This window comes from Acinetobacter sp. 1000160 (assembly GCF_000588715.1).
In the GTDB taxonomy this organism is placed as follows: Bacteria; Pseudomonadota; Gammaproteobacteria; order Pseudomonadales; family Moraxellaceae; genus Acinetobacter; species Acinetobacter courvalinii.
The window spans coordinates 346914-373315 of sequence record NZ_JFWP02000004.1; the positions used below are offsets into that span (position 1 = coordinate 346914).

The 26402-nt window shown below is 44.3% G+C and carries 28 protein-coding genes; 23 read left to right on the forward strand and 5 right to left on the reverse strand.

The genetic code is table 11. The features are described 5' to 3' along the window. Nucleotides 1–277 precede the first annotated feature (277 nt). From J699_RS08205 to madM, 21 genes are all read left to right on the forward strand, one after another. A complete protein-coding gene (locus J699_RS08205) occupies nt 278–781 on the forward strand; it encodes a GspH/FimT family pseudopilin (RefSeq protein WP_032868579.1) in 504 nt (167 codons plus the stop codon). Continuing rightward, complete coding sequence (pilV, locus tag J699_RS08200; protein ID WP_032868581.1) at nt 778–1263, forward strand: type IV pilus modification protein PilV; 486 nt, start codon at nt 778–780, stop codon at nt 1261–1263. The genes J699_RS08205 and pilV overlap by 4 nt, the downstream gene beginning before the upstream one ends. A gap of 1 nt (nt 1264) precedes the next feature. Then, nucleotides 1265–2311 (forward strand): PilW family protein, encoded by a 1047-nt coding sequence (locus J699_RS08195; protein ID WP_032868582.1) that lies wholly within the window; start codon nt 1265–1267, stop codon nt 2309–2311. Then, the gene (locus J699_RS08190; RefSeq protein ID WP_032868583.1) at nt 2308–3039 is read left to right on the forward strand and encodes a pilus assembly PilX family protein; all 732 of its coding nucleotides are present in this window, start codon (nt 2308–2310) and stop codon (nt 3037–3039) included. The genes J699_RS08195 and J699_RS08190 overlap by 4 nt, the downstream gene beginning before the upstream one ends. A 13-nt stretch (nt 3040–3052) precedes the next feature. Beyond that, nucleotides 3053–7405: a PilC/PilY family type IV pilus protein gene (locus J699_RS08185; protein ID WP_032868584.1), complete on the forward strand. Its 4353-nt coding sequence runs from the start codon at nt 3053–3055 to the stop codon at nt 7403–7405. A 121-nt stretch (nt 7406–7526) separates the two neighbouring features. Beyond that, nucleotides 7527–7961, forward strand: coding sequence for a type IV pilin protein (locus J699_RS08180; protein ID WP_416202136.1), 435 nt, complete (start codon nt 7527–7529; stop codon nt 7959–7961). Nucleotides 7962–8124: 163 nt separating this feature from the next. Continuing rightward, nucleotides 8125–8382, forward strand: coding sequence for a 30S ribosomal protein S16 (gene rpsP, locus J699_RS08175; RefSeq protein ID WP_004776006.1), 258 nt, complete (start codon nt 8125–8127; stop codon nt 8380–8382). A gap of 16 nt (nt 8383–8398) precedes the next feature. Continuing rightward, a complete protein-coding gene (gene rimM, locus J699_RS08170) occupies nt 8399–8947 on the forward strand; it encodes a ribosome maturation factor RimM (RefSeq protein ID WP_009513842.1) in 549 nt (182 codons plus the stop codon). A 45-nt stretch (nt 8948–8992) separates the two neighbouring features. Next, nucleotides 8993–9733, forward strand: coding sequence for a tRNA (guanosine(37)-N1)-methyltransferase TrmD (gene trmD, locus J699_RS08165; RefSeq protein WP_005282761.1), 741 nt, complete (start codon nt 8993–8995; stop codon nt 9731–9733). A 192-nt stretch (nt 9734–9925) separates the two neighbouring features. Continuing rightward, nucleotides 9926–10297 carry a 50S ribosomal protein L19 gene (gene rplS, locus J699_RS08160; protein WP_004657502.1) on the forward strand — a complete coding sequence of 124 codons (372 nt, stop codon included), beginning with the start codon at nt 9926–9928 and terminating at the stop codon, nt 10295–10297. 138 nt (nt 10298–10435) lie between these two features. Beyond that, nucleotides 10436–11329, forward strand: a complete 894-nt coding sequence (gene truB / locus J699_RS08155; protein WP_032868586.1) for a tRNA pseudouridine(55) synthase TruB — start codon at nt 10436–10438, stop codon at nt 11327–11329. Nucleotides 11330–11340: 11 nt separating this feature from the next. Beyond that, the gene (locus J699_RS08150) at nt 11341–12111 is read left to right on the forward strand and encodes a sulfite exporter TauE/SafE family protein (protein ID WP_032868587.1); all 771 of its coding nucleotides are present in this window, start codon (nt 11341–11343) and stop codon (nt 12109–12111) included. Between the two features lie 153 nt (nt 12112–12264). Beyond that, nucleotides 12265–13944 (forward strand): malonate decarboxylase subunit alpha, encoded by a 1680-nt coding sequence (gene mdcA, locus J699_RS08145; protein ID WP_032868588.1) that lies wholly within the window; start codon nt 12265–12267, stop codon nt 13942–13944. Beyond that, a complete protein-coding gene (locus J699_RS08140) occupies nt 13944–14828 on the forward strand; it encodes a triphosphoribosyl-dephospho-CoA synthase (protein WP_032868589.1) in 885 nt (294 codons plus the stop codon). Before mdcA ends, J699_RS08140 begins: the two co-directional genes overlap by 1 nt. Nucleotides 14829–14830: 2 nt before the next feature. Further along, on the forward strand, nt 14831–15130 hold the full coding sequence (locus J699_RS08135; protein ID WP_005227569.1) for a malonate decarboxylase subunit delta: 300 nt from the start codon (nt 14831–14833) through the stop codon (nt 15128–15130). Then, nucleotides 15123–15974 carry a biotin-independent malonate decarboxylase subunit beta gene (locus tag J699_RS08130; RefSeq protein WP_032868590.1) on the forward strand — a complete coding sequence of 284 codons (852 nt, stop codon included), beginning with the start codon at nt 15123–15125 and terminating at the stop codon, nt 15972–15974. Before J699_RS08135 ends, J699_RS08130 begins: the two co-directional genes overlap by 8 nt. Further along, nucleotides 15971–16798: a biotin-independent malonate decarboxylase subunit gamma gene (gene mdcE / locus J699_RS08125; RefSeq protein WP_032868591.1), complete on the forward strand. Its 828-nt coding sequence runs from the start codon at nt 15971–15973 to the stop codon at nt 16796–16798. Before J699_RS08130 ends, mdcE begins: the two co-directional genes overlap by 4 nt. Continuing rightward, nucleotides 16789–17397, forward strand: a complete 609-nt coding sequence (locus J699_RS08120; RefSeq protein ID WP_032868592.1) for a malonate decarboxylase holo-ACP synthase — start codon at nt 16789–16791, stop codon at nt 17395–17397. Before mdcE ends, J699_RS08120 begins: the two co-directional genes overlap by 10 nt. Nucleotides 17398–17409: 12 nt before the next feature. After that, a complete protein-coding gene (mdcH, locus tag J699_RS08115; protein ID WP_032868593.1) occupies nt 17410–18324 on the forward strand; it encodes a malonate decarboxylase subunit epsilon in 915 nt (304 codons plus the stop codon). Between the two features lie 71 nt (nt 18325–18395). Beyond that, complete coding sequence (gene madL, locus J699_RS08110; protein WP_005227554.1) at nt 18396–18797, forward strand: malonate transporter subunit MadL; 402 nt, start codon at nt 18396–18398, stop codon at nt 18795–18797. A 45-nt stretch (nt 18798–18842) separates the two neighbouring features. Next, nucleotides 18843–19604, forward strand: coding sequence for a malonate transporter subunit MadM (madM, locus tag J699_RS08105; RefSeq protein ID WP_032868594.1), 762 nt, complete (start codon nt 18843–18845; stop codon nt 19602–19604). Nucleotides 19605–19710: 106 nt separating this feature from the next. On the opposite strand, the gene J699_RS08100 is transcribed toward madM, so the two are convergent. The 4 genes from J699_RS08100 to serA all read right to left on the reverse strand — a co-directional run bounded on the left by J699_RS08100 (nt 19711) and on the right by serA (nt 23321). Continuing rightward, nucleotides 19711–20571 (reverse strand): EamA family transporter, encoded by an 861-nt coding sequence (locus J699_RS08100; RefSeq protein WP_032868595.1) that lies wholly within the window; start codon nt 20569–20571, stop codon nt 19711–19713. Between the two features lie 60 nt (nt 20572–20631). Continuing rightward, complete coding sequence (locus tag J699_RS08095; protein WP_032868596.1) at nt 20632–21081, reverse strand: GNAT family N-acetyltransferase; 450 nt, start codon at nt 21079–21081, stop codon at nt 20632–20634. Between the two features lie 22 nt (nt 21082–21103). Continuing rightward, on the reverse strand, nt 21104–21985 hold the full coding sequence (locus tag J699_RS08090) for an EamA family transporter (RefSeq protein WP_032868597.1): 882 nt from the start codon (nt 21983–21985) through the stop codon (nt 21104–21106). 103 nt (nt 21986–22088) lie between these two features. Continuing rightward, nucleotides 22089–23321, reverse strand: a complete 1233-nt coding sequence (serA, locus tag J699_RS08085; RefSeq protein ID WP_032868748.1) for a phosphoglycerate dehydrogenase — start codon at nt 23319–23321, stop codon at nt 22089–22091. 347 nt (nt 23322–23668) lie between these two features. On the opposite strand from serA, the gene J699_RS08080 reads away from it, so the two are divergent. After that, nucleotides 23669–25078 (forward strand): FAD-binding oxidoreductase, encoded by a 1410-nt coding sequence (locus tag J699_RS08080; protein WP_009514013.1) that lies wholly within the window; start codon nt 23669–23671, stop codon nt 25076–25078. A gap of 75 nt (nt 25079–25153) precedes the next feature. Further along, the gene (locus J699_RS08075; RefSeq protein ID WP_032868598.1) at nt 25154–25471 is read left to right on the forward strand and encodes a hypothetical protein; all 318 of its coding nucleotides are present in this window, start codon (nt 25154–25156) and stop codon (nt 25469–25471) included. Nucleotides 25472–25482: 11 nt separating this feature from the next. On the opposite strand, the gene J699_RS08070 is transcribed toward J699_RS08075, so the two are convergent. Beyond that, nucleotides 25483–26274, reverse strand: a complete 792-nt coding sequence (locus J699_RS08070; RefSeq protein ID WP_032868599.1) for a hypothetical protein — start codon at nt 26272–26274, stop codon at nt 25483–25485. Between the last annotated feature and the right edge of the window lie 128 nt (nt 26275–26402).

Genomic DNA, 26402 nt, shown 5'->3' on the forward strand with positions numbered 1-26402 from the left:
AGGGTTTGCTTTTTTTATAAATACTTTTTTAATTCATTTAACATTATTAACAATAATAACAAGCAAATGTGATCAGATTATCACTTATCTGCTGTTCTATACCTTTTATCCCCTAATGGTAGCATTTCGTGTATTTTAGGTTGAAATTGATAACTAAACATGAAAACAATCACGAAAAAATAGTGCCTCTCTCATTGATATAATGAATTGATTTTACTTACTTAAAATACTTGAGAGCGCTGTTACAACAAAAAGATTTGTGCATATGGAGGACTATATGCAACAAGCCCATTACGACGTGGAGCATCGCACTTTATCTGGCGCACAGGTTAAACCTTGCTCGGGATTTACGATGATTGAACTGATCATCACCATCGCTGTTTTAGCAATCATTGCTTTAATGGCGGCTCCCTCATTTGCTGCCATGTATAACCGCCAAAAGTTAGAGTCCTCCGTACGTGAACTGACCATGAAGGTGTCAGAAGCAAGAAGCCAAGCCGTTTTACTTCGCCAGACTACAGGCCTATGTCTGGCATCTTTATCACTCGAAGATTGTGCAACTGCAATTGCGATTCCCAAAACTGACACACAACGCATTTTTATTGCCCGTTTAGAAAATGGCGTGTCTCAAACCAATGCCTCTGCGACAAGTCTCAGTTTTAGAACGAATGGCAGTATTGCTGCACAAAAAGACTTTGTGTTGGAGCGACAAGGCCTTTCTTATTGTGTTCGGGTGGGGGTAATCGGGGATACCATTATCACGGAAGGAGCCTGCCCATGAAGATAAAACAACAGGGTGTGGGGCTGGTCGAAGTCTTGGTCGCGCTGGTCTTATTGGCGATCAGCGTATTGGGTTTTGCGGCCTTGCAATTACGGGCGGTGGATTCCAGTCTGGAGGCCAATAAACAGGTGATAGCCTTAACCATTGCACGTGATCTGGCAGAGAAAATGCGTGCCAATCCACAGGCGACCCGGACTGGAAAATATAAGGATGCAGCGGTAGAAGTCCCAAAAACGTCAGTATCAAATGTAGCGGATAAACCTGAAAAAATCGCGATACAGGATTTACAGAATGCGGCCCTACAAGCCAAAGACAGCGGGATGAATCTTGCTGTAGATCAATGCCCAACAGGTAATAACCGACAATGTATTTATGTCGCCTGGGATGAAACCAATCTGGCAGGAAATGATGGAATTGCCTCATGTATTAAAGATGGGGCTTATGTTTCCGGATCACACTGCCTGTTTCTGGAGGCGTATTAACATGGATAAAAGCCTCACAGACTGTAAAACCTATAGCAACAGCCAATCTGGCTTTACCCTGATTGAGTTGATGATCTCACTCACTTTAGGGCTATTGATTGTTGCAGCGGCCATTCAACTCTTTATTACCGGAATTACCAGTTATAAATTGCAAAAAGCCATGGCACATATTCAGGACAACGCCAGTTTAGGCCTGAATTTTATTGTCGATGATATCCGTAAAGCCAATCTGAGCTCACCTGTACCTGCAGTCAATGACCAGATTGGTTATGCCGGAATTTTGCTGACTTCAAACAATGTCGGTGAAAAAATTGATCTGAATTGTGCAGATTGCTTTGCCAATAACCAGCTTAGCAGTTTTGGCAATGCCAATGTGACGTTAACCAATGCAACGGACTTATTAACCAATGACCAGTTACTCATCCGTTACCAAGCACCCCAAGGCGGACTGGACTGCTCGGGCAAAGACGTGAGTAGCGGGACATTTGTGGTGCAGCGTTATTATGTGGGATCAACCGCAAAGGATACACGTCAATCCCTGCGCTGCCAGGCAGCCCAATATCGTCAGGCTTCACTTGATGCAAAAACCGCAACAGATCGTTTGAAACTTGCCTGGGCAGACAGTCAGGTGATTTTACCCAATGTCGATTTCTTTCAGGTGCGTTTGGGCTATATGGACGGTGATCTCAATAGTGCCAACAGTACCTTGGCTTATGCCGATATTAAAAACTATATGGCTTTAAAGGCAACTTCAAAAAATATTGATGGGGTAACACAACTTGTCCGACCGCATGTCCATGCCATTCAATTAGGCGTACTGGTTCGTTCTGATGACAAAACGGGCAACCAGTCGATTATTAAAGAACGCAATAAAGAACCATTTCAGGTCTTGGGGACTTCCGTCAAGCTGACACCGGCCTATCAGGACAATTATTTACGTCAGGTCGTGAATCAAACTGTCTCTTTACGCAATGCAATGGGGTGGGTTTCAGAAGGTTGTGATAGCAGTAAAACCACAACCTGTACAAATGGGGGGACTGGAATATGATTCAGGCTCAACGTGGTGCGACACTCATTGTTGTACTCATGATTTTATTAATGATTACGATTATTGGGACACTGGCGATACGTCAAAGTATCAGTTCATTGAAGCTGGTGAGTAATCATCAGATCCAGACTTTGCTGGCCCAGAATGCGGATGCAGCCCTGATGTATTTTCAAGATCCAAATGCTCAGCAGAATTTGGCTTCCGCAAATGGGGTGGTGGGATTCTTTAAAAATGAAAATAACCAAGATGCAGAGCTGGTATTTTGCTTTTCAGGAGCGGATTCCTTTGCACTAAGTAAAGCGGGTTACCGGCTGAATAGTCAGTCTTTTAATATTAATAGTTCGGGTGCTGGAGCTTGTAATGAAGCCTCGGCAAAAACCTCAAGTGGCCGTAAACAGGTGGTGACTCAGGTTTATATCAAAAGAGCCTTAACACCAACTTCACCTTTTGCAGACTTATCTCGTGGTACCGAGGCAACCGGGGCAAAAACTGAAAACAATATTCGCTTGCGTGTCTATGTGGTGTCGGTGATGCAAGGGTTGTTAACGGCTGATGCTTTATTTAAGGCAGACAATGACCCTAATAAAGGCTGCCTGACCAAGAGTATTGATAATAATGGCGTTAATGATGTTGCTAACTGCCTCAAACAGAATACAGAAAAACCGATATATAACATACAAGTCGCAGAATATCGCTTCTTATCGGACTTTGAGCCATCAGGTTCATAAGGGAGAAATAGTCATGAAAAATAATAAGATAAAACAAAAAAAACAAACCGATCTGAATAGTAACAGTACAAAATGGTTTGTATTGGTCAGTTCTGCACTGTCATGTTTGTTGGTTGTTTCACCTGCAACTCATGCGAGTGACGTTGAAATCTATCGACAAGGAAGTAGTGGTGGAAATAGTACGATTATGTTGATGGTAGATACCTCCCAAAGCATGGGGTCTCCTGCATTAGATTTATTAAAAGACTATCCATTATGTATTAGCAGTAAGATTTTTGCAGTTGTCGGTGCACTGCCTGTTGTGGATGTTAAGTTGACTCCTCCAGCAGGAACAGAAGCCTATTGTGATGTGGTTTTTCCGAAAGCAGTTTTAGACTTATTGGGTACTGTTGATACCATCACAGGGACTCAAAAAAATAGTTTATTAGGTTTGCAAAGCTCCTTAGATTACATGCGTGCCAGCTGTACGCCATTTTCTAAACTTGAAGCGAGTGAGCCTGTTCAAAGTAATAAAATCCTTTCCGTGAATATTAACTTAGGTGAAGGTTATCGTTGTTATAGTCGTTTAACCCGAATCAAAATGGCTGTACGTGATGTTCTAAATGGTAATGCAAAAAATGGAATTACGGCATTATCTCCTAAAACCGCAATAGGACTTTCGGTTGCTCCTGCCAAAAACAGTAGTGCTGTAAACCAAAAAGCAGGAATGATAGTTGTACCTGCCCTAGAGCTAGGCTATAAAAAAGGAGATAAAGATGCGAATGGGATCATTGTCGCCGATGATAGCAACCAGCGGAAAGCACTTAAAGCTGCAATAGATGGGTTAGTGCCAAGTTCTGATCCATTGGGAAATACACTAAATAGTGTTGTTGAGATTCTTGAAATTATCTCAAATGCCGTGACGTTAAATTTAAATGCCGCAAATTTAGTGGGAAGCATAGGAAGCTTATTAGCAAATATACTAAATCTGATCACCGGGTTGGGCGGTACGGTAACAGCATTATTGCAAAATCCAGAATCGCCATTAGCAACAACTTATGCGGAAACGGGCGCATATTTGCTTGGAAAAAATACACGAGGAACGGCAGGTAATATTGTTGCCAAAAAAGTTGGTTCAAACTATGTCGCTAAATGTACATCTGTGTACACGAATACATATGTACCTAAAAGTGGGTTAGTAGATATATTTCAAAGCAGTGAGCAGCGTTGTTTAGCAATTGGGGAATGGGAGGAGCAGCGTACTGGTACCATTACCTGTACTATTCTCACTGGTTGTGTAGCTTTATGGGGTGGATGGGGGGAATATCAACGGAGTGGAACGCCGCCAACTACTGTTTACGATCCATCGGTAGGATGGAATGATAATCAAAATTATTATCAGCCCTCCACTCAAGATTCTATTTATAGCGGCTTTAGCTATAGGAATAGCATAACTACCACAGCGGCACCTATTAAAATTGAAGTGCCTGTGACGGGGAATGATTACGTCAAACCAGCCTCAATCAAACCTATTGCTCAATCAGATCCAACAACTTCACAATGCCAGGCGCAGGGTATTTTTGTATTAACAGGCAGTATTCCCAAAATTGATCCTACAGATTCATTAGGTGTACAACGAGTGATGCAGAAATCATTAGGCCAAACGCCTACTAATGACTCTGCTAATTTTTGTAATAACTCTCCACCAGGATGGGCTGCGAAAGGCTCAAATACGGCAACATGGCAATGTATCGCTAATTATTCAAGAGCTTTGTTAAATACCACGACGACTCCAAAATATGAAATCAAAACAGGCGTAGCAGGGATTGGTAAAGATTTTAATTATGTACAGTTGAATGGCGATACGGTCTCTGGTGCAGGTATAAGTGGAAGTATTGTAGATACCTTGCTTGGTGCAGTAAAAAATTTATTAACTTCTGTATTAAAACTAGTAGATGTAGTGAGTTTGGGCCTTTTAGGTTTAGATCGGTTGATTAATCTGGTCAATATTGTGTTACCAACTTCACTTCCTGCTGCAGATGTTGAAAATCTTGCCTATTGGGGTAAAGAGGGTAAAGGTGGTTGGTATACAGAAGCCAGCACTGGCGGGATTGCACAAAGTATCATTAATTTTAATCAGCATATGGTTGATGTGGAATCAACGCCATTTATGGGTTTGCAAACTATTCCAGCTGATCCATTAACCCCATATCAATTAAGTAATGATGTCTATAACAGTATGTTTAAACCAGCGGATCAACAGCATTGGTTTGGGAACCTTAAAAAATACTCCGTCACAGATGTGAGCAGTGGAAATAATATTATCCGGATGGTGGACTGGAAAGACCAATGGAATAGTAATGAATTAGAAGATCAAGATAAAAACACCAAATTATTTATGGGTGGGACACTAGATCAACTTAAAAGTTTACGCCCTACAAAAGCGGATACATCAGCGCGCAATTTATGGATTAATCGAAATTGTAAAACTGATGGTAGCTTTGCTGAAAGTGCAAGCTTGAAGAAGGTAACACCAAATTATTTGGCAGATTCGAGTGAGACACGTTGTGCAATCAACGCCTCTGCCAAAGATACTTATGGTGGTTATTTAATGAGCTTGTTGGGCTATCAGCTCGATAATCCTGAAAGCGCGACAGGAAATAGCCTTGCTCAAAGCGAACCACTTTGGCAGGTAGGTATGTCTCTGCATTCTACGCCCTTAAAACTGACTCAATATGCCAAGTTTGATACAAATAAAATTGATCGGGATGACTACATTGCTTTTGGTTCTACCCAAGGTCTATTACATGTGGTCGATGCCGATGATGGTAAAGAGAAATTTGCATTTGTTCCAAATGAAATGCTGGAAAATGCTGAACAAAGAAAAGCATTCCTAAAAGATCGTAAAGGTTATTGGCCTGATATGCCATACGGAATAGATGGTGCTTGGACGGCTTATACTGAATATGCGTATGGTATGGATAGTGAGGGCAAGGTTTATGCCACTGTTAAGCAAGCAAAGAATAAAGACACTGTCATCGCAACAGGAAAGCAAACTTTATATGGTGGCTTACGGATGGGAGGACGTAGTTATTATGCACTGAACCTTGCGGATCTAGACAAACCGGAAATTAAATTCCATATCGATCCTAATACAGGCAAAGTTTACTCAGCGGCAAATCCAACAGGACAATCTTTCTCAGCACTCGAGAATATGGGACAAAGCTGGTCTAAACCTACAATTGCTTATGTCAATTGGAAAGGACAACGTAAACAGGTGATGTTTGTGGGAGGCGGCTATGATGCCTCAGGGACGGTTGCTTGTGCTGAGTCGGAAACAGGTGTGAGTTTATCTGCTTATAGTAACAAGGGCTATGAGTGCCCAACATATAACCAAACCAATAAAAAAGGTGCGGGGGTTTATATGTTTGATGCTGATAATGGTGACTTATTGTGGTGGGCAAGTTCGAGTGCAACAACTAAAAATGATACCGCAAAAGAGAATGCCTTAAATGTAACAAATATGGATTATAGCGTGGTCAGCCGTATTAGTGTTGCTGATCGCGATGGCAATGGACTGGTTGATCATCTGTATTTTGGTGATTTAGGCGGACAAGTCTGGCGTGTAGATATCAATACCAATACCAAAACAGGTGATTTTGCGCAACGTGCGACGCGAATTCTGAATTTACATAAAGCAGGTGGGCTGAGTCCCCGTTTCTTTGATGCACCCAACTTTAGCGTGTATGGATATGAACAACCCTTAGCTGTCATTAGTATTGCGTCAGGGAACCGGAGTTTACCAGCCAGTGATTCGAGTTCGGGCGCTATTTATAACCTCTTTGATCGAGACGTCATAAAAAGCACTTTATATACATTGGCAGCAGATAAACTAGAGACAATAGATATTGATTTGACTACGCCAGGTAAAGTATTACGTGGCATTCTAGGTAAAGAAGAAGCCAAGGATAAGAATATTGCAGAAGTAAAAGCTTTAATGCCAAATGGCTGGGCTGTTTCTTTTGACAATGCGAAGAAAGTTACAGATGAAATGATTGTGATGAATAAGAACTTATACGCCAGTGTATATGATCGAGGCATTACACCTACCTGTCCAGTTCAGGTTCGTGGGAAAACAGAGGTATATCGTTATTGTTTACCATTTGGTGTGTGTGAACAGTCACAGCTTACGGAATCCGTTGGCTTAGTGGGTAAATCGGGTGATGGAATTGTGGCACTCAGTGTGGGGGCGGGCTCGACAAGCAAAAACAATTTACAATCGCGGGGTTTGATTTCAAGCAATACGAACAACAAATTAAGTGGTCTACCTGTCAATCAGATGCGTCGCCAACTGGTTCCACTGACTTGGTATGAACGTAATGAATAAAAGCAAGAGATGCCATCATTTTGCTCAAAAGAGAGGGAGAGATATACACGCTTCCTCTTTAAAATGGCATAGACTAGCTCTGGTAAAGCTTAGCGTGGCTGGTTTTACCCTAATTGAACTGATGGTTACGGTGGCGATTGTTGCAATTATCGCAGCGATCGCGATTCCGAGTTATGAGGTCTATATTCGTCGTGCGGAACTTTCTACAGCACAACAGGAAATGCTTAAGGTTACAGAACTGTTGGAAAAACACCGGGCACGTAACTTTAGTTATGATGGTTTTGTGCTGAAAGGCACCTCGACCAATCAGGGACCCTATTATTCGGTAGCGAGTGCAAGCAATAACAGCCTGTTATTACCTTTGGATGCAAGCAGTGGCAAGCAGAAATTTACCATGACCTTAACGCTGAATGCGCAAACATGGGCTTTAACAACGGTGAGTGAAAACCCCCGAAATTATTCCTTGCTGTTGACCAGTGCGGGAATTAAATGTAAGACCAAAACACCTGCAAATATAACCGCTCAAGCTTGTGGACTCGGGCAGGAAGACTGGTAAGCCGGCAGATTTTATCAATTAAATTCAAAGCTGTGGATAAGCCGAAAAATAATCTTTATTTCAGCGTCGATTTAACGTAGAATATCGCCCTCTATGAAAGGGGTTTGAAGTGTTGCCGATGGTCGGCGCAGGGATAATCCGTAAAAATTATAAGGTTATTCTCATGGTTGTTATTCGTTTAGCGCGCGGTGGTGCAAAAAAACGTCCATTCTATCAAATCGTTGTAACTGATAGCCGTAACGCACGTGACGGTCGTTTCATCGAACGTATTGGTTTCTTTAACCCAACTGCTCAAGGTAAAGCTGAAAAAGTTCGTTTAGACGCTGACCGTTTTGCTCACTGGGTTGCTCAAGGTGCTCAACCTTCAGAGCGCGTTGCTTCTTTAGCTGCTCAAGCTAAAAAAGCTGCAACTGCTGCGTAATAGTAGTAGGTAGCCCATGACATCGACACAGAATGTGCCAGAAGATCGTATTCAGATTGGACAGTTACGTTCAGCTTATGGATTGAATGGGTGGCTCTGGGTTTATTCAAATACTGAACCTATGAGTAATATGTTTGACTACCTTCCTTGGTACATTGAGACCAAGGCAGGTTGGCAAACAATAGATGTGAAACGTTGGAAACCACATGGCAAAGGCCTGGTTGTTGCATTAAAAGGCGTAAATGATCGCACGGGTGCAGAACATCTGGTTGGCGCAAATATCTGGATTGCCAAATCTCAGCTTCCAAAAGCAGATGTAGACGAGTACTACTGGTCTGATCTTAAAGGCTTAACGGTATTAGGTCTTGATGATGAAGAACAGGAAGTCAATCTCGGTCAAATCTACGAACTGTTTGAAACCGGTGCCAATGATGTCATGGTCGTTAAAGCGACTGCTGACAGTGTTGATGCTGAAGAGCGAATGATTCCGTGGCATAAAGATGTGGTACAACGTGTTGATCTTGAAGCTGGTCGTATTTACGTCAATTGGGGCGTAGACTACTAATCCTTTTGGGGAAAGTAGCGCAGCAGGAAAATAGAGGAGTCTGCGGTGTTTTTTGCAGTCATCACATTGTTTCCTGAAATGTTTGAAGCGATTACAGCGTACGGGATTAGCGGACGTGCAGCAAAGCGTGACATCGTGCAAGTGACTTGCATTAACCCACGAGATTTTGCTGAGGGTAATTACAAACGGGTGGACGAACGTCCTTTCGGTGGTGGCCCTGGTATGGTGATGATGGCTGAGCCTTTGGCAAAAGCAATTAATCATGCCAAACAACTTGCTTCACAAGCAGGCTGTGTTCATGCCCCGGTGGTGTATATGTCACCGCAAGGCAAAACCTTAAATGAACAGGCAGTACAACAATTCGTTGATTATGATGGTTTGATTGTATTGTGTGGCCGTTATGAGGGCGTCGATGAGCGTTTAATCCAGCATTATGTTGATCAAGAGTGGTCAATTGGGGATTACGTTTTATCGGGTGGTGAACTTCCTGCCATGGTGTTGCTGGATAGTATTATTCGCCGTTTGCCGAATGTCATGACTGACGAGCAATCTGCGATCCAAGATTCTTTTGTGGATGGTCTGCTGGATTGTCCACAATATACCAAGCCTGACCATTTCGAAGGGTTAGATGTGCCTGAGGTACTTAAATCAGGACATCATGCCAATATTGAGAAATGGCGTTTTTTGCAGCGTTATCAACGAACTTTAGATCGTCGACCAGAACTGGTTGAAAAAGTAGCGTTGAGCAAACAGCAAATGAAATGGTTAAAAAATTCGAAAGGTTAAACTGCTATCAGTTAATCTTAGCACCCAACGAGAAGCTTTGCTTCGAGTTCTACTTAAACTTGGTTTAAGTTAAAAATAGGCTCTTTAGGACTTCCGTCCTAAGGGGAAAGTTAAACGGGAAATATGCGCTTTAGCCTCTATTCCCAGCGGCGTCAGAGACCTCTTCTCTCCCGCACATATTGGAGATTCCACATGAGTGGTAAACATCCTTTAGTTCAAGCTGTTGAAAATGCACAGTTAAAATCAGACATCCCTGCTTTTGCACCGGGCGATACAGTTATCGTTCAAGTTAAAGTAAAAGAGGGTGACCGTGAGCGTCTTCAAGCATTTGAAGGTGTTGTAATCGCGAAGAAAAACCGTGGTTTAAACTCTGCTTTCACAGTTCGTAAAATCTCTAGCGGTGTTGGTGTTGAGCGTGTTTTCCAAACTCACTCTCCAATCGTTGCTAAGATCGAAGTGAAACGTCGTGGTGACGTTCGTCGTGCTAAACTTTACTACCTACGCGAGTTGTCTGGTAAAGCTGCACGTATTCGTGAAAAGTTACCAGCTCGTAAACAAGGTTAATTTTAACTTTGTTGTAAAGCAAAAAAATGCGCCTTTGGCGCATTTTTTTATGCCTGTTTGTGCTTAAAAGCCAATCCTTTTCTAAATCCTCGACCTAGTTTTGCTAAAATAGGTCTTTATGCTTTGACTTTTCTTTTTATGAAAAAAAGTGCTTACCGTCATTTAAGCGGTGTATTCCTATTAAACAAGCCTTTAGGTTTAAGTTCTAACTCGGCACTACAAAAGGTGCGTCGTCTGTTTAATGCGCAAAAGGCGGGCCATACAGGGGCGCTTGATCCATTGGCGACCGGGTTATTGCCGATCTGTCTGGGGGAAGCGACCAAATTTTCACATTATTTACTCGATTCAACCAAACGTTATCAAACCACGGTCAAGTTAGGACAAACCACGGCGACCGGTGATGTTGAAGGTGAAATTCTCCAGCAGAGAGAAGTACCGGCTTTAACGGCAGAAGGTATTGAACAGGTGCTGGCACAGTTCAGAGGCGATATTCAGCAAGTTCCGCCGATGTATTCAGCATTGAAGCGTGAAGGCCGTCCATTGTATGAACTGGCGCGCAAAGGGATTGAGATTGAACGTGAAGCACGTCCAGTAACCATTTATGATTTAACTCTAGTGGATTTTACCGAAGATAGCCTGACGCTGGATGTGACCTGTTCGAAAGGTACCTATATTCGCGTATTGGGTGAAGATATTGGTGAGGCTTTGGGTTGCGGTGGACACCTTACCAAGTTACATCGTACCCAAACCGGACATTTTGAGATTAATCCAGGTTATACCATTAAGTATCTTGAAAGTCTGACCCAAGAACAGCGCGATGCTTTATTGTTACCTGTGTATGCACCTGTTGAGCATTTCCCGCGCGTGCAATTGCCAGAAGGCCGTGAAAAATATTTCGGCAATGGTCAGGAAAGCAATATTGATCATGAAGCTGCGCCCGAAGTACTGGTGTTTAATGGCGAACGTTGTCTGGGTCTGGCTGAAATCACGGATAAAAAACGTTTGGTCCCTAAACGTTTGTTAAATCTATAAGGATATTGTCCATGGATTGGGAACTGATTCTGACACTGGTGTTCTTTGCTTTTTGTGCCGGAACCATTGATGCCGCTGTCGGCGGAGGTGGGCTGATTCAGATCCCCGCATTGATGGGGGCCTTACCTCAAACCGCACCTGCCACCTTATTTGGCACCAATAAACTGGCATCCATTTTTGGGACAGGCTCGGCTGCATTTTCATTTGTACGACGGGGGAAATTGCAGTGGTCGCTGTTAGGCGTGATTGCGCTGTTTGCCTTTATCAGTTCCTTTATTGGTGCAGCCTGTGTCTCTCTGATCCCCACTCATATCTTAAGACCGATTGTCTTGGTCATGCTGATTGTGATCGCGATTTATACCTTCGCCAAAAAGCAGTTTGGGCAAGTCCATGTTGATCAGCAGATCACGCCAAAGTTACTGCTGCTTGCTGCAATCGGTAGTTTAGCCATTGGTTTCTATGATGGCATCTTCGGTCCAGGTACAGGCAGTTTCTTTATTTTCTTTTTTATTCGTTTTCTACAGGTCGATTTTTTACATGCCTCGGCATTGGCAAAGATTGGCAATCTAATGACCAATCTGGCGGCATTAAGCTTCTTCATTCCAACCGGTCATGTGCTGTTTGAATTAGGCTTGATGATGGCGGTTGCCAATATTGCAGGCTCATTATTGGGGGTCCGCTTGGCTTTAAAATATGGCAGTGGCTTTATCCGTATTTTATTCCTGATTTTGGTCAGTATCTTGATTTGCCGCTTGGGCTATCAGATTTTGAGTGGAAGCTGATTCATCATCGAGACTATCCGCCCTAGGATTATCCTCCTTGCTCAGTAATCATTAACCTGAGGTTAATAACTAGCACAGTAGGTTGATTGATCAAAATTTCATAAAGCGCTTTTATAGATTCAGAATAAAACTGTGATCTATAGGTAAGCATACATGGAAGGTTCAGTTCAGAATAAACAAGGGTTATGGAACAAGCGACGTCAGGCTAAACAACTCAAGCTGGATATGGTCAAGCCGTACACCGATGGTGTCGTCATTCCCACCTCAGACATTATCAAAGTCCTGGAAACACTGATCACACCCGGTGATAAAGTGGTACTCGAAGGTAATAACCAGAAACAGGCCGATTTTTTATCACGTTCTTTAGCGCAAACCAATCCGGATGTATTGCATGATCTGCATATGATCATGCCGAGTGTAGGCCGTTCAGAACATCTAGATCTGTTTGAAAAAGGCATTGCGCGTAAGCTGGATTTTTCTTTTGCGGGCCCGCAGAGTTTAAGAATCAGTCAGCTGATTGAAGATGGCCTGTTAGAAGTGGGTGCAATTCACACTTATATTGAACTGTATTCACGTCTTGTGGTCGATCTTATTCCCAACGTGGTGCTCTCTGCAGGCTTTATGGCAGACCGTCAAGGCAATATCTATACCGGCCCCAGTACTGAAGATTCTCCTGCGCTGATTGAACCTGCAGCATTTAGCGACGGTATTGTCATTGTTCAGGTCAATGAGCTGGTGGGCGATGTTTCAGAGCTGCCACGTGTCGATATTCCTGCCTCCTGGGTGGATTATGTGGTAGTAGCAGACCAGCCTTTTTATATCGAACCGCTGTTTACCCGTGATCCAAAACATATTAAGCCTGTGCATGTGCTCATGGCGATGATGGCGATTCGCGGTATTTATGAAAAGCATAATGTGCAATCGTTAAATCATGGCATTGGTTTTAATACCGCGGCGATTGAACTGATTTTACCCACCTACGGTGAGTCTTTAGGATTAAAAGGAAAAATCTGTCGAAACTGGACACTGAATCCACACCCAACCCTGATTCCAGCCATCGAAACAGGCTGGGTTGAAAGCGTACATTGCTTCGGTACCGAGCTGGGGATGGAAAATTATGTTGCTGCTCGCCCTGACGTTTTCTTTACCGGCCGTGATGGTGCGTTACGTTCCAACCGCATGATGTGTCAGCTTGCAGGTCAGTACGCGGTTGATCTGTTTATTGGGGCGACATTGCAGGTTGATGGCATGGGCCACTCTTCGACTGTGACCAAGGGGCGTTTAGCGGGCTTCGGTGGTGCACCAAACATGGGGCATGATCCACGCGGTCGGCGTCACGATACGCCAGCGTGGCTGGATATGCGTTTGCAAGGTGGCAATGAAACAGAAACCTATTTGGCACGTGGTAAAAAGTTAGTTGTTCAAATGGTGGAAACCTTTCAGGAAGGGGGCAAGCCGACTTTTGTTGAGCGTCTGGATGCAATTGATGTGGCTAAAACAGCGGGCCTAGCTTTAGCACCGATCATGATTTATGGCGATGATGTCACTCATCTACTGACCGAAGAGGGCATTGCTTATCTGTATAAAGCCAGTAGCCAGGAAGAGCGTCAAGCCATGATTGCTGCGGTGGCAGGTGTAACCAGTATTGGTTTAAGCCAAGATCCGAAAACCACGGCGCGATTAAGACGTGAAGGGTTAGTGGTATTCCCTGAGGATTTAGGCATTCGCCGTACCGATGCTACACGTGAACTGTTAGCGGCAAAAAATATTGCCGACCTGGTGACGTGGTCAGATGGCTTATATCAACCCCCTGCAAAATTCAGGAGTTGGTAATGATGGCACAAGTTCAATATCAAACCCTCAGCGATAGTCAGCTTCTGGCAGAGATGGCGGTAGAAGCTCTGATTGATGAAGTCAATCTGACACCAAAACCGGCACTGGTTGATCGCCGTGGTAGTGGGGCGCATGCTGACCTGACCTTGGAATTAATGGAGCGTTCGGCAAAAAGTTTACAGCCCATGTTCGAGGCAATGGCTCAAGCAGCCGTGCATCATGCTGACCTATGTCTGGCCTTACGTGAAGAGATTGGTGAAATTGGTCGGCATGGTGAAAAGGCTATGATGTTGGCGACAGAGGGTGTCAATACACATCGCGGTGCTATCTGGGCCTTGGGCTTAATGGTCACTGCGGCAGCCTTGGCACGTGCGAAGCAGCAATATTTATCTGCGGTTGAATTATGTCAGCTGGCAGGGCAGATTGCCCGGCTTGAGGACCGCTTTATTCCCGAGCAGGGTTTAAGCCATGGGCAGCAGGTACAGCAAAAACTAGGTATTTCAGGTGCAAAGCTACAGGCACAACAAGGCTTTCCGAGCATTGTGAACTTGGGTCTAACGCAACTGAAGCAAAGTCGCCAGAAACCGATGAAAGAAGACTTTGCGCGTTTGGATGCCTTGCTGGCCATGATGACGGATCTGAGCGATACCTGCGTGCTTTATCGTTCAGGCACCAAGGGTTTAAAACGGATGCAGCAAGGGGCACAGCAGGTACTGGATCTGGGCGGCAGTTCAAGTCTGGAAGGTCGACGTGCATTACATTTTTTAGAGATTGACTTGCTGCGCATGAGAGCCTCCGCTGGCGGTGCTGCAGATTTATTGGCCGCGACATTATTTATCGATCGTGTTGAGCAATCATCGTTCAGGAATAAAGCGGGAGTTTGAGTATGGAAACACTTCATTTTGAGTTTATGGCCGCAGAGCCCCCTGTAAAACAAGCCTTGGTCGGTTGTGTAGGGTCGGGTGACCTGGAAATTTTGATGCAACCCGGAGAAACCGGAAAAACCGCTATTCAGGTGGTCACTTCGGTGGATGGCAGTGCGACCCGCTGGAAGAATTTATTTGAACGAATTTTTACGGCGCAGATCCACCCTGCCGTCAACATTGAGATCCATGATTTTGGTGCTACCCCAGGGGTGGTTCGCTTACGTCTGGAACAGGCATTCGAGGAGATTGAACATGACTGACATTCAGGATTTGCTCAATAAACAGGATTTTATTGAGCTGAGTGCAAGAGCACGCGCCAAAGCTTTGCTGGATGATGGCTCTTTCCGAGAACTGCTTGATCCATTTGCACGGGTGATGTCACCTTGGCTTATTCAGCAGAATATTGTGCCGCAAGCGGATGATGGGGTGGTGATTGCCAAGGGGACTCTTCAACAACGTCCTGTAGTCTTAATTTCGGTTGAAGGTTTATTCCAGGGCGGGAGCCTGGGTGAAGTCGGTGGCGCCAAAATTGCGGGTGCCTTGGAACTGGCGGTAGAAGACAACCTCAACGGCATTCCCACTGCTGCAGTATTACTGTTAGAAACGGGTGGTGTTCGCTTGCAAGAAGCCAATCTGGGTTTGGCTGCAATAGCTGAGATTCAGGCTGCTATCGTGAATTTACGTCAGTATCAGCCCGTCATTGCGGTGGTCGCGGGGAGCGTTGGCTGCTTTGGCGGGATGTCGATTGCTGCCGGATTATGCAGTTATATCGTGATGACCCAAGAGGGACGTTTGGGACTCAATGGCCCGCAAGTGATTGAGCAAGAAGCGGGCATACAGGAATATAACGCCAAAGATCGTCCGTTTATCTGGAGTATCACCGGTGGCAGCCAGCGCTTTGCCAGTGCTCTGGCCGATGCATATGTGGATGATGACCGCAATAAAATCCGGCAACAAGTGATTGATTATTTGCAGCAAGGTTTGCCTCTTCAACATCGAAGTTCAAATTACCCATTTTATTTAGCACAGCTTCAACAGGTGGATACTGCGGAGCAAATCACGCCAGCACAGGTTCAGGCTTTGTATCAGGGAGAGTCGGCATGAATAGCGCAGTTGAGACATTAACAGCCTCTACCCGAGGCGCACACTGGTTTAAGGCAGTCACACAGGGCTTTCAGGTGGCTCAAGGTTTCCCGGCTTCAGTCTGGGTGGCGGATGGACAGCTTGATCAACAGGCGGTACGTGTTATTGCAGTGGTTCAGGACAGCAATAATCCGTTCCCGCGAGCACGGCAGGGTGAAGTTGGGCTGCTGGAAGGCTGGAGCTTGGCAAAGGCAGTTGATGAAGTGATTCAGGCGGATGCACACGCTGAAAGCAAACGTGGCATTTTATGTGTGGTGGATGTACCCAGTCAGGCCTATGGGCGCCGTGAAGAATTATTGGGAATTCATCAGGCTTTGGCAGGGGCAGTAGACAGTTATGCCAGAGCCAGACTGGCAGGGCATCCTATTGTGAGTTTACTGGTGGGCAAGTCGATGTCAGGGGCTTTTTTGGCGCACGGTTATCAAGCCAATCGTATGATTGCTTTAAAAGACTCAGGTGTTATGGTGCATGCCATGGGGAAAGAATCCGCCGCTCGCGTCACTTTAAGATCAGTGGATGAGCTTGAACAATTGGCATCAAGCATTCCGCCAATGGCTTATGACATTGAAAGTTATGCAACACTGGGTTTGTTATCTGAACTTTTATCTGTTGAGAACCCTGAACAACCGACAAACGATGATCTTTTGTTAGCGAAGCAGGTAATTGCGCGAGCATTTCAAGCCATTAAGGCCGAGCAATCGAGAGGTCTGGAACATCGACTTCACGGCCAAAATCGTCAAATGTCTAAACGGGTGCGTGAATTATTGCGTGAGCAATGGTCATGAAACTTAAGCTTGAAGCCCATGATTTATTGTGGGGTATGTCAGCCGATGCTTTGGCTGGAGATGCGCCACTGTGGGTGAAGGCGGTATTACAGCGTGGCGATCCGGTGGTGGTTCGCCGGGCCATAACTGCTGCAGATCAGGTTGCGGTGGGGATCAGAGGTCAGTTCCGTCATCAACGATACGCCGCTGTGATGCCACGATCGACGATCACCAGACAACTCAAGCCAGAAGCGCTAACTCAGGTAGCAATACATCAGTTTAAGCATCTGGCAGAACGTTTGCAGAGCATTTCCAGCATTATGAAAAACTTTTCAGGATGTTGGGGATATACAGGAAGTTTTGGCTTTGAACTGGCAACGGGGATTGCAACCGTCACTGCGCAAAGTGACATCGATTTGCTGATTCGCACTGAACAGCCTTTTGCCAAACAGCAGGCGATTGAGCTACTCGAAACTTTTCAGCAGGCAGGGTTGAATGTGGATATCCAGCTACAGCTCCCCCAAGGCGGATTGGCCTTAAAAGAATGGGCACGGAATAGCGGGAAAGTACTATTAAAACGGCCCGATGGTGCTGTTTTAATCGAAAATCCATGGCATTAGGGAATAGGTATCATGGCTTCAATTTGGGTCTATCCAGGGCAAGGTGTGCAAAGAAGCAATATGTTGCATGATCTGCCGCAAAGCACGCTGGTGAAAGAACACCTTGAGCGTGCCTCGGATGCACTCAAACAAAATGTGTTGCTGCTGGACAGTGCAGCGGCATTGCAATCGACACGAGCAGTACAGTTGTGCCTCCTCATTTCTGGCGTAATCAGTTCAGCGCTACTCAGTGCTGAAAACTTAAAACCGGACTATGTTGCGGGGCTATCGATTGGTGCTTGGTCGGCTGCAGTGGTTGCAGGCGTTTTAGCGTACGAAGATGCCGTCCGTCTGGTCGCTTATCGCGGTGAACTCATGCAAAACGCTTATCCGGCAGGCTATGGCATGACAGCGTTGCTTGGTACAGATCGTTCAACAGTTGAAGCATGGATAAAACAGGTTGAGGCAACAACGCCACAGGTATATGTCGCCAACATCAATGCGCAGAACCAGATCGTGATTTCAGGATGTTTTGAAGCCATGAATCAAGTTGCTGGATTGGCGAAACAGCAGGGTGTCGTGGCAAAGAAACTGGATGTAGCGGTACCATCGCACTGTGAGTTATTAAGTCAGCAAGCACTGCAACTTGCGACATCGATGGAGGGAGTCACTCTAAAGCAACCTAAAATTGGTTATTTAAGTGGTACCACAGCACGTATCTTGCGCAAGCCAGAACAGATTGCGGATGATCTGGCTTTTAATATGAGCCGTACTGTGGATTGGGAAAGTACGCTTCAGGCTGCATGGGAACGAGGTGTCAGGTTACAGGTCGAAGCTTTACCCGGCACGGTACTTACCACACTTGCACGTCGGATATTTAAAGATGGAACCGTATTGTCATTTCAGGGAACGCGCATAGATAGCATTCGGATGGCCATGCAAAAATAACAGGAAAATCATATTTCTATGGGAATGTGATTTAAAAAAACCAAGTAATCCAAGGATATGAGGGATTTACAATGATTATATATGGAACAGCAATTTTGGCGATTTGTCACCTACTCGGTGATTATCTGGGTAATACCCTCGGCATGTTGATCGGTGTCAAAGCCAATGTCGGTGGCGTTGCAATCTCAATGATTTTGTTGATTCTCTCTAAAGAGTTATTGGCAAAAAAAGGTTATTTACCCCAAGTGACACAGTTTGGGATCTTGTACTGGTCAGGTATGTATATTCCGATTGTGGTGGCAATGTCAGCTGGGCAAAACGTCGTGGCTGCACTTTCAGGCGGGATGCTGGGATTGATTGTCTCGGTCGCATCACTGATCGGCACAGTGCTGGTAATCCGTTATCTGAATAAACTTAGTGGCGATTATGAGACCTATGAATGGACGATTGAGGCAAAGGAAAAAATTGCCTGAAAAATCATAATTAACTGACAAAGCAATAAAAAAAGGATGTTCATCATGGATGCTATCATTGCTGTATTAACAAAAAATGCGTTAGTGACAGCGCTTGCAGTCACAGGTTTGATGATGTTTGTATCGCATCTGCTTTCCAAATATTTGACCAAAGGGAAGCTGCAAAGCTCTGCAATTGCCATTACTTTAGGACTGATGGTGGCATATTTTGCCGGCGTTTATACGCAAGGCACCAAAGGTATTTCCGATATTGCCATCTTCTCTGGTTTTGCATTATTGGGCGGTGCCATGATCCGTGATCTGGCCATTGCCTCGACTGCATTTGAAGTCGATGTAAAAGAGGTCAAGAAGGCCGGTAGAATTGGTCTCATTGCACTGACACTGGGCTGTATTGTGCCTTTTGTGATTGGTGTCATGGTGGCCTGGGCCATGGGCTATCGCGACCCGGTATCGATGACCACGATTGGCGCGGGCGCGATGACCTATATTGTAGGGCCGATTACGGGCACCGCAATTGGTGCAAGTTCAGATGTGATTGCATTATCAATTGCAATTGGGCTGATCAAATCAGTGTTCTTTATGGTGGGTACACCCTTACTGGCAAAGTTTATGTATCTGAAAAGTCCCCGTTCAGCCATGGTTTTTGGGGGGCTGGCAGGTACCACCAGCGGTACAGCGGCAGGATTGGCCGGTACCGATGTTCGTCTGGTGCCTTACGGCGCACTGGTCGCAACTTTTTATACCGGCTTGGGTTGTTTACTGGGCCCCTCTGTATTTTTCCTGACGGTTAATGCCATTTTTGGATAATGTATCCAGAGTCAGTGCAGGCAGCTTATTTACAGTGGAATAAGTTGCCCGTTTTAAGCCGATCTTAAAACAGGGGAGACGAAAGCTAAAATTCTATAATGAGGTTCTAGCTTGTCTGACTGCCACGTAAGGTAACCCCAATTGAAGCCACCATAATACAGGCCAAAGCTACCCACTGAATCAGGCTGATTCGTTCATGCAGAAGGACTAGACCTGCTAAGGCTGCTAATGCAGGTGCAAGACTGGAAAGTGTCCCATAACTGAGCTTGGTCAGTCGTTTCAGTGCCATTAAATCCAGTGCATAAGGAATCGCCGTGGCCAGCAGTGCAATCACCAGTGCTTTGCCCCAATATTGGGTATCCATCAGCGCAGGTGCATTATTCCAGAGCCCAAAAGGCAGCAGGGTCAGCGCAGATAAACCGATGGCAATGGTCAGGGCATGCATGCCGATGTTTTGCTGGACGACACGATGCCCAAAATAAATATACAGCGCCCAGAACAAACCGGCACTCAGAGCACACACTGCACCGATATAGGAAAAATTTTGGGCATTGGCATCGTGCCACGGCACCATTAAAGCAATACCTAAAATCGCAAATGCCACCCAAATATAGTCACTGCGCTGTTTAATCGAGAGTAGGGCTAAACCGAGTGGGCCAATAAACTCTAAACCCACCGCAATCCCTTGAGGCAGTTTGCCCAAAGAGGTGTAAAACAGAATATTCATACAGCACAAGGCAGCGCTATAACAGAGTAAATCTCGCCATTTGAGTTCTTTTAATTTGGCAATGATCTTCCAGGAACGAAACATCACTGCAACCAGAATGGTGGCAAAACAGAGTCTTAAAATCGTCACGGTGAGCGGGTCAAGTGTGGCAATCAATTGCTTGGCGAATGAGGCACTGATCTGATAAGCCACCATGGAAAGAACCATATACAGCACAGCGACTAATTGGAGGTTTTTCATTAGGATAGCCACTTCGTGTAGAGGGTAACGATCGGATGTTTAGCCATGAAAATGGTTTCCTTATGAATAAAAAGAACACCATGTCTTTTTGGTGGTCTCATTAATATCGAGTTGAAATTCAAAAGCGATTTGATTCTCTCGGATGACTTTAAAACCTAATCGTTTATGAAATTTTATAGATAAAACATTATTTTTTAATGTGTGGCTTATTAAAGTTGTAGCCTGTTTCGCTTCAATAAATTGAATGAATTGCGAAAGTAAGGAGGCAAATACCTTTCGTGTTCGGTACTTTGGATGAACAACGAAAATCGGAATAAACCATCTCTGCTGTTCCATGTACTCAACAGTAAAGTAACCTAATAATTGCTGATTGTTTCGATATTCAAATAGATAGCCTTGGGCTGAAGCCCGTATTAAAGAGGCCAAATAAGCTGACTGATCAATAGGTTTACCGGCTTGCTCAGACAACATCTTTAAGGTCATCAACGTGAGTTCTAAATGTTCTTCCATATACAATTACTGAATAGCCTAATTATCCAGCCTCTTTTTGTTGTCGAGCATGTTGCGTGGTAAAGGTACAGCCAATCGAGGCAATGATAATCGTACCCAACGCTAGCCATTGATTCCAGAGTAACACTTCACCGAGGAAGATAAAGCCTGAAAGCGCGGCCACCGCAGGTTCCAGACTCATTAAGGTGCCAAAGCTCAGCGGGGTTAAACTCCGTAAGGCAATCATTTCCAAGGTAAAAGGCAGGGCGCTGGCTAAAATTGCCAGGCCAATAAAATAATATAAATTCGGCAGTTCAAACACCCGATCGACTGCGCCTGAGAAGAGCGCGAAAGGCAGTAGACACAGCATGCCAATCGACATACCTAGGCAAACAGTATGATTGCCTGAGATGCCGGAAGGCTTTTGTCCGGCAATAATATACAGTGCCCAACAGGCACCTGCACTGACAGCAAACAATACCCCGATCAGGTCGAGACCTTGCTGGGCCTGTTGTAAAGGGAACAGCAAAACCAGACCGAGAATGGCGCAGCCGACCCAGATGAAATCGTATTTCTGCCGGGCATGATATAAAGCAACACTTAAGGGACCGATAAACTCAAAGGCGACCGCCAAACCCAGAGGTAAACGTTCAAGTGATAAATAGAACAGCGCATTCATCCCTGCCAGTGCGACCCCATAGGTCAGAATGGCTTTCCAGCGCACCACTTTAAAATTAATAGTCCAGATTTTAAAAATCACAGCCAGAATCATCGCACCAAAAAACAGGCGCATGGCAGAGACAGTCAATACAGGAAAGCTTTGAAACAGGATTTTGGCTAAAGAACCACTGCCTTGTACACATAACATGGCAATCATCAACAGCAATAAAGCATGCAGAGGTGTTTTCAGTACAGGGTTAGACATCTTATTTTTTTACATTCGGTATAATATTCACATAATAATTCAAATGCCCATAAAAAAGCCACAGCATCAGCTGTGGCTTTTTCAGCATAGTTCTAACTATAAATTAGAACAATACGCGAACGCGGATGGTACCTTCAACATGGTTCAAGGTATCTAGCGCTTCTTGAGATGCAGATGCGTCAACATCCATCACCAGGTAACCGATATCACCTTTGGTCATTAAAGACTGACCAGAGATGTTGATGCCTTGTTCAGCAAATAATGTGTTGATCTTCGATAACACACCCGGTACGTTTTTGTGGATGTGCAGTAAACGGTGCTGACCATCAGAAAGTGGCAATGCGATTTCTGGGAAGTTCACCGCAGAAAGCGTCATACCTTTGTCTGAATACGCAACGAATTTTTCAGCAACTTCCAGACCGATGTTGGCTTGCGCTTCCATGGTCGAACCACCCACGTGCGGGGTTAAGATCACGTTGTCTAAGCCACGAAGTGGAGACTGGAATTCTTCGCCATTGGCTTTTGGTTCTTTCGGGAATACGTCAACCGCTGCGCCTGCAATGTGGCCCGCTTTGATCGCATCCGCCAAGTCTTCAATCACCACACAGGTACCACGTGCTGCGTTCAAGAAGATTGAGCCTTTTTTCATTTTCGCGAACTGTTCTTTCTTGAAGAAGTTACGCGTAGATGGAACATCTGGAACGTGTAAAGTCACCACATCCGCAGTTTCTAAAAGTTCATCTAAAGAGCCAACTTGACGTGCATTACCTAATGGCAATTTAGTCACAGCATCAAAGTAGATCACTTTCATACCCAAGCTTTCTGCCAAGACAGAAAGTTGTGAACCGATCGAGCCGTAACCGACGATACCTAAAGTCTTACCACGAGTTTCAAATGAACCCACCGCAGATTTATTCCAGCCACCCGCATGTGTATCTTTCGATTTTTCAGGTACACGACGAAGTAACAAAATGGTTTCAGCAAGAACCAGTTCTGCAACCGAACGTGTATTTGAATACGGTGCGTTGAAAACAGGGATACCACGAGACATTGCCGCTTTTAAATCGACTTGGTTGGTACCAATACAGAAACAGCCAACCGCGATCAGTTTGTTCGCAGCTGCAAAGATTTCTTCAGTCAATTGAGTACGGGAACGGATACCAATGAAGTGAGCGTCTTTAACCGCTTCTTTCAAAGCTTCGCCTTCAAGCGCAGTTTTGTGGTAGTCGATGTTGGTATAACCCGCTGCGTTTAAGGTATCGATGGCATTTTGATGCACACCTTCTAACAGAAGGAAACGGATTTTGTCTTTAGGTAGTGATAGATGTTGGCTCATTACGGCTCCGCTACAAAGGCCAAAATTTAGTTGCAGTACTATAGCATACAGCTTTGAGATATAAATATTTGGTTTAAAATTAGCACAGCAGAATTGCTGATAATTTTTCAGTTGCAGCTGAATTTTATGGGTTAAACACATTTTGTTATTACAGTATCTTTATCCTGCGCTTTATCCCATGCCTGCTTCTATGTAAAATGCAGGTATCTGATAGTCAAACCTGAAACCTTCAGGTTTGCGCTGTTCTGCCGAGTTTCCATATGTTGGATATTACAATTTAAAATATTGAAAAATATTGTATTGTTATCCAGACGCTCTATCTTTACTTCTTGCTAGGCCTGTAAACGATGAATGCTTCAGTCGCTTTAACACCTGAGTTATTGACCCAATTAACGGCAATTGTGGGTGAAAACCGTATTAAAACCGATGCCGACAGTTTGGAAAATTGGGGACGTGATCATACCAAACATTTTGATCCGAACCCATCAGTCATCGTTTTCCCTTCAAGCACCGAACAAGTGCAGGCCATTGTCAAACTTGCCAACCAGTTTAATGTCGCAATTACCCCATCGGGCGGCCGTACCGGCCTTTCTGCGGGCGCAGTGGCAAGCAATGGCGAGATCGTGATTAGCTTTGACAAGATGAACCAGATTCTTGAGTTCTACCCAGCGGATCGTATGGTACGCGTACAAGCAGGTGTGGTGACTGAGCAATTACAGAATTATGCCGAAGAACAGGGCATGTACTATCCAGTAGACTTTGCCTCAGCGGGTTCAAGCCAGATTGGCGGTAATATCGGCACCAATGCAGGCGGTATTAAAGTCATTAAATACGGCATGACCCGTAACTGGGTCCTTGGCTTGACCGTGGTAACAGGTAAAGGCGATATCCTGCGTTTAAACAAAGGCATGATTAAGAATGCAACGGGTTATTCGCTTCAGCATTTATTTATTGGTGGCGAAGGCACATTAGGCCTAGTCACTGAAGCTGAAATCAAGCTTGAGCGTCAGCCACAGAACTTACAAGTACTGGTGCTCGGTGTACCTGATTTTGATGCAGTGATGCCGGTACTCCATGCATTCCAGAAAGATATTGACTTAACCGCATTTGAGTTCTTTGGTGAACTTGCGATGCAAAAGGTGCTCGATCGTGGACATGTACAACGTCCATTTGAAACACAATGCCCATTCTACGTATTGCTTGAGTTTGAAGCGCCGTATGAGCCAATTGTCGACAAGGCCATGGAAATCTTTGAGCATTGTATGGAACAAGGTTGGGTGCTGGATGGCGTGATGAGCCAGAGCCTTGATCAGGTCGAAAGCTTATGGCGTTTACGCGAAGATATTTCGGAATCAATCGCGCCGTTTATTCCATACAAAAATGATATTTCAGTATTAATTACCCACGTACCTGCATTTATTCGTGAGATTGATGCGATTGTTCAAGATAACTATCCTGACTTTGAAATCTGCTGGTTTGGTCATATTGGTGACGGCAACTTGCACTTAAATATTCTAAAACCTGAAAACTTGACCAAAGATGAGTTCTTTGCCAAGTGTCAGGTGGTGAATAAATACGTGTTTGACACCGTGAAAAAATATGATGGTTCGATCTCTGCCGAGCATGGTGTCGGTATGACCAAAAAGCCGTATTTGGAATATTCACGTTCGCCTGAAGAAATTGAATATATGAAGGCATTGAAGTTGGCGTTTGACCCGAACGGGATTATGAACCCGGGTAAATTATTTGATCTTTAATGCTTGATTGAATAAAAGAAATTCTGCTAAAAGCGTATCGAAAGATGCGCTTTTTTTATTATTAGGAAAGAATAAATGATAGAAAAACAAATGATTTGTCGGGGATATATTTGCTTACATCGCAAAGACATGGCTGCTGACTACGTTGATTTTCATAACAAGAATAATGATTTATATATCAGTATGATCTTGTTTATGAAAATAGAAGATTCAACTCATATGATACGCTTATATCTGAAAGATGACGAAAAGAAAATTTTGGATGAGTTCTTGGTCTGTGAAATTGTATTTGGACAATTTTTAGATCAAATTTCTTTGATGAAAAATTATTCAATATTGGATTTTCAAGGTAAAAGTGTAGGAATCGCTTATCTAACAGAAATCGGAGAATAAAGAGGGAATACCTATTTTCTTCTATACGCTTTCCAACCTGTCAAAATATGATAAATCAGCGGTAAAAGACAGAGTGCAAAGAAGCCACAAATCGCAACAGCCCAGACAGGTATATTCTGTGGGTTGCCCAAAAAGAAATAAGCAAAAACCGAATAAGACAGCATCCCAAACATCACCATTGTGCCGAGTGGAAGGGTAATTCTAAAAATTAAGGCGTTAGCAAAGGCTTTGTAAGGCTCCATATTCCGATTCAAAGCATAGGCAATAATCATGACCAAGATATAGCCCATAATAAACAGCATAAATAGGGTAGCGGCAAACAGTAAACCTGTGCGCCAACTCTTTTCTTGAGCAGACTGATCACCTGCCTCATAAACCACTTGAATATGGTCTCCGACGACAGGCACATCACCTGAACGGACTGAATTGTCCAAGACTAATGTTCTGTTTTGAGTATCTTTGAATTGCACCTGAGCCGTATGCATTAAGATTTTGGTTTTATACTTACGCCCGTTGGAATCTGTACGTTCGGTATCGACACATTCAGAGGTATAGCTCACGATAGTTGCATCGTAGCTCGCTTTGGTTGCTAAACCATATACAGCTTGCGACACCCAATAAGTAAAAGGGAAAAATAGGGAGCTGATGCTAAACACCACAACAAATAAATAAGCAAATTCAAACTTACTGCTGTTGCGATTCTTAGCTAAACGTTTTAGCCAAAACTTTGTCAGCACGAAAGACCAGACACACAAGATCGCAACCACCACCAAGAAAACCTGTCCCGCATAAGTCAGTTGCATGCATGATCCTATTTGTTATATTGAATAGAGATTGATTTTATCAAACGATAATTTTTTTAAAATCAAATTAATGAGTACGATAAAATAGTATTGTCTCTCACAAGTATAAATTTTTAAATAATGTAGTC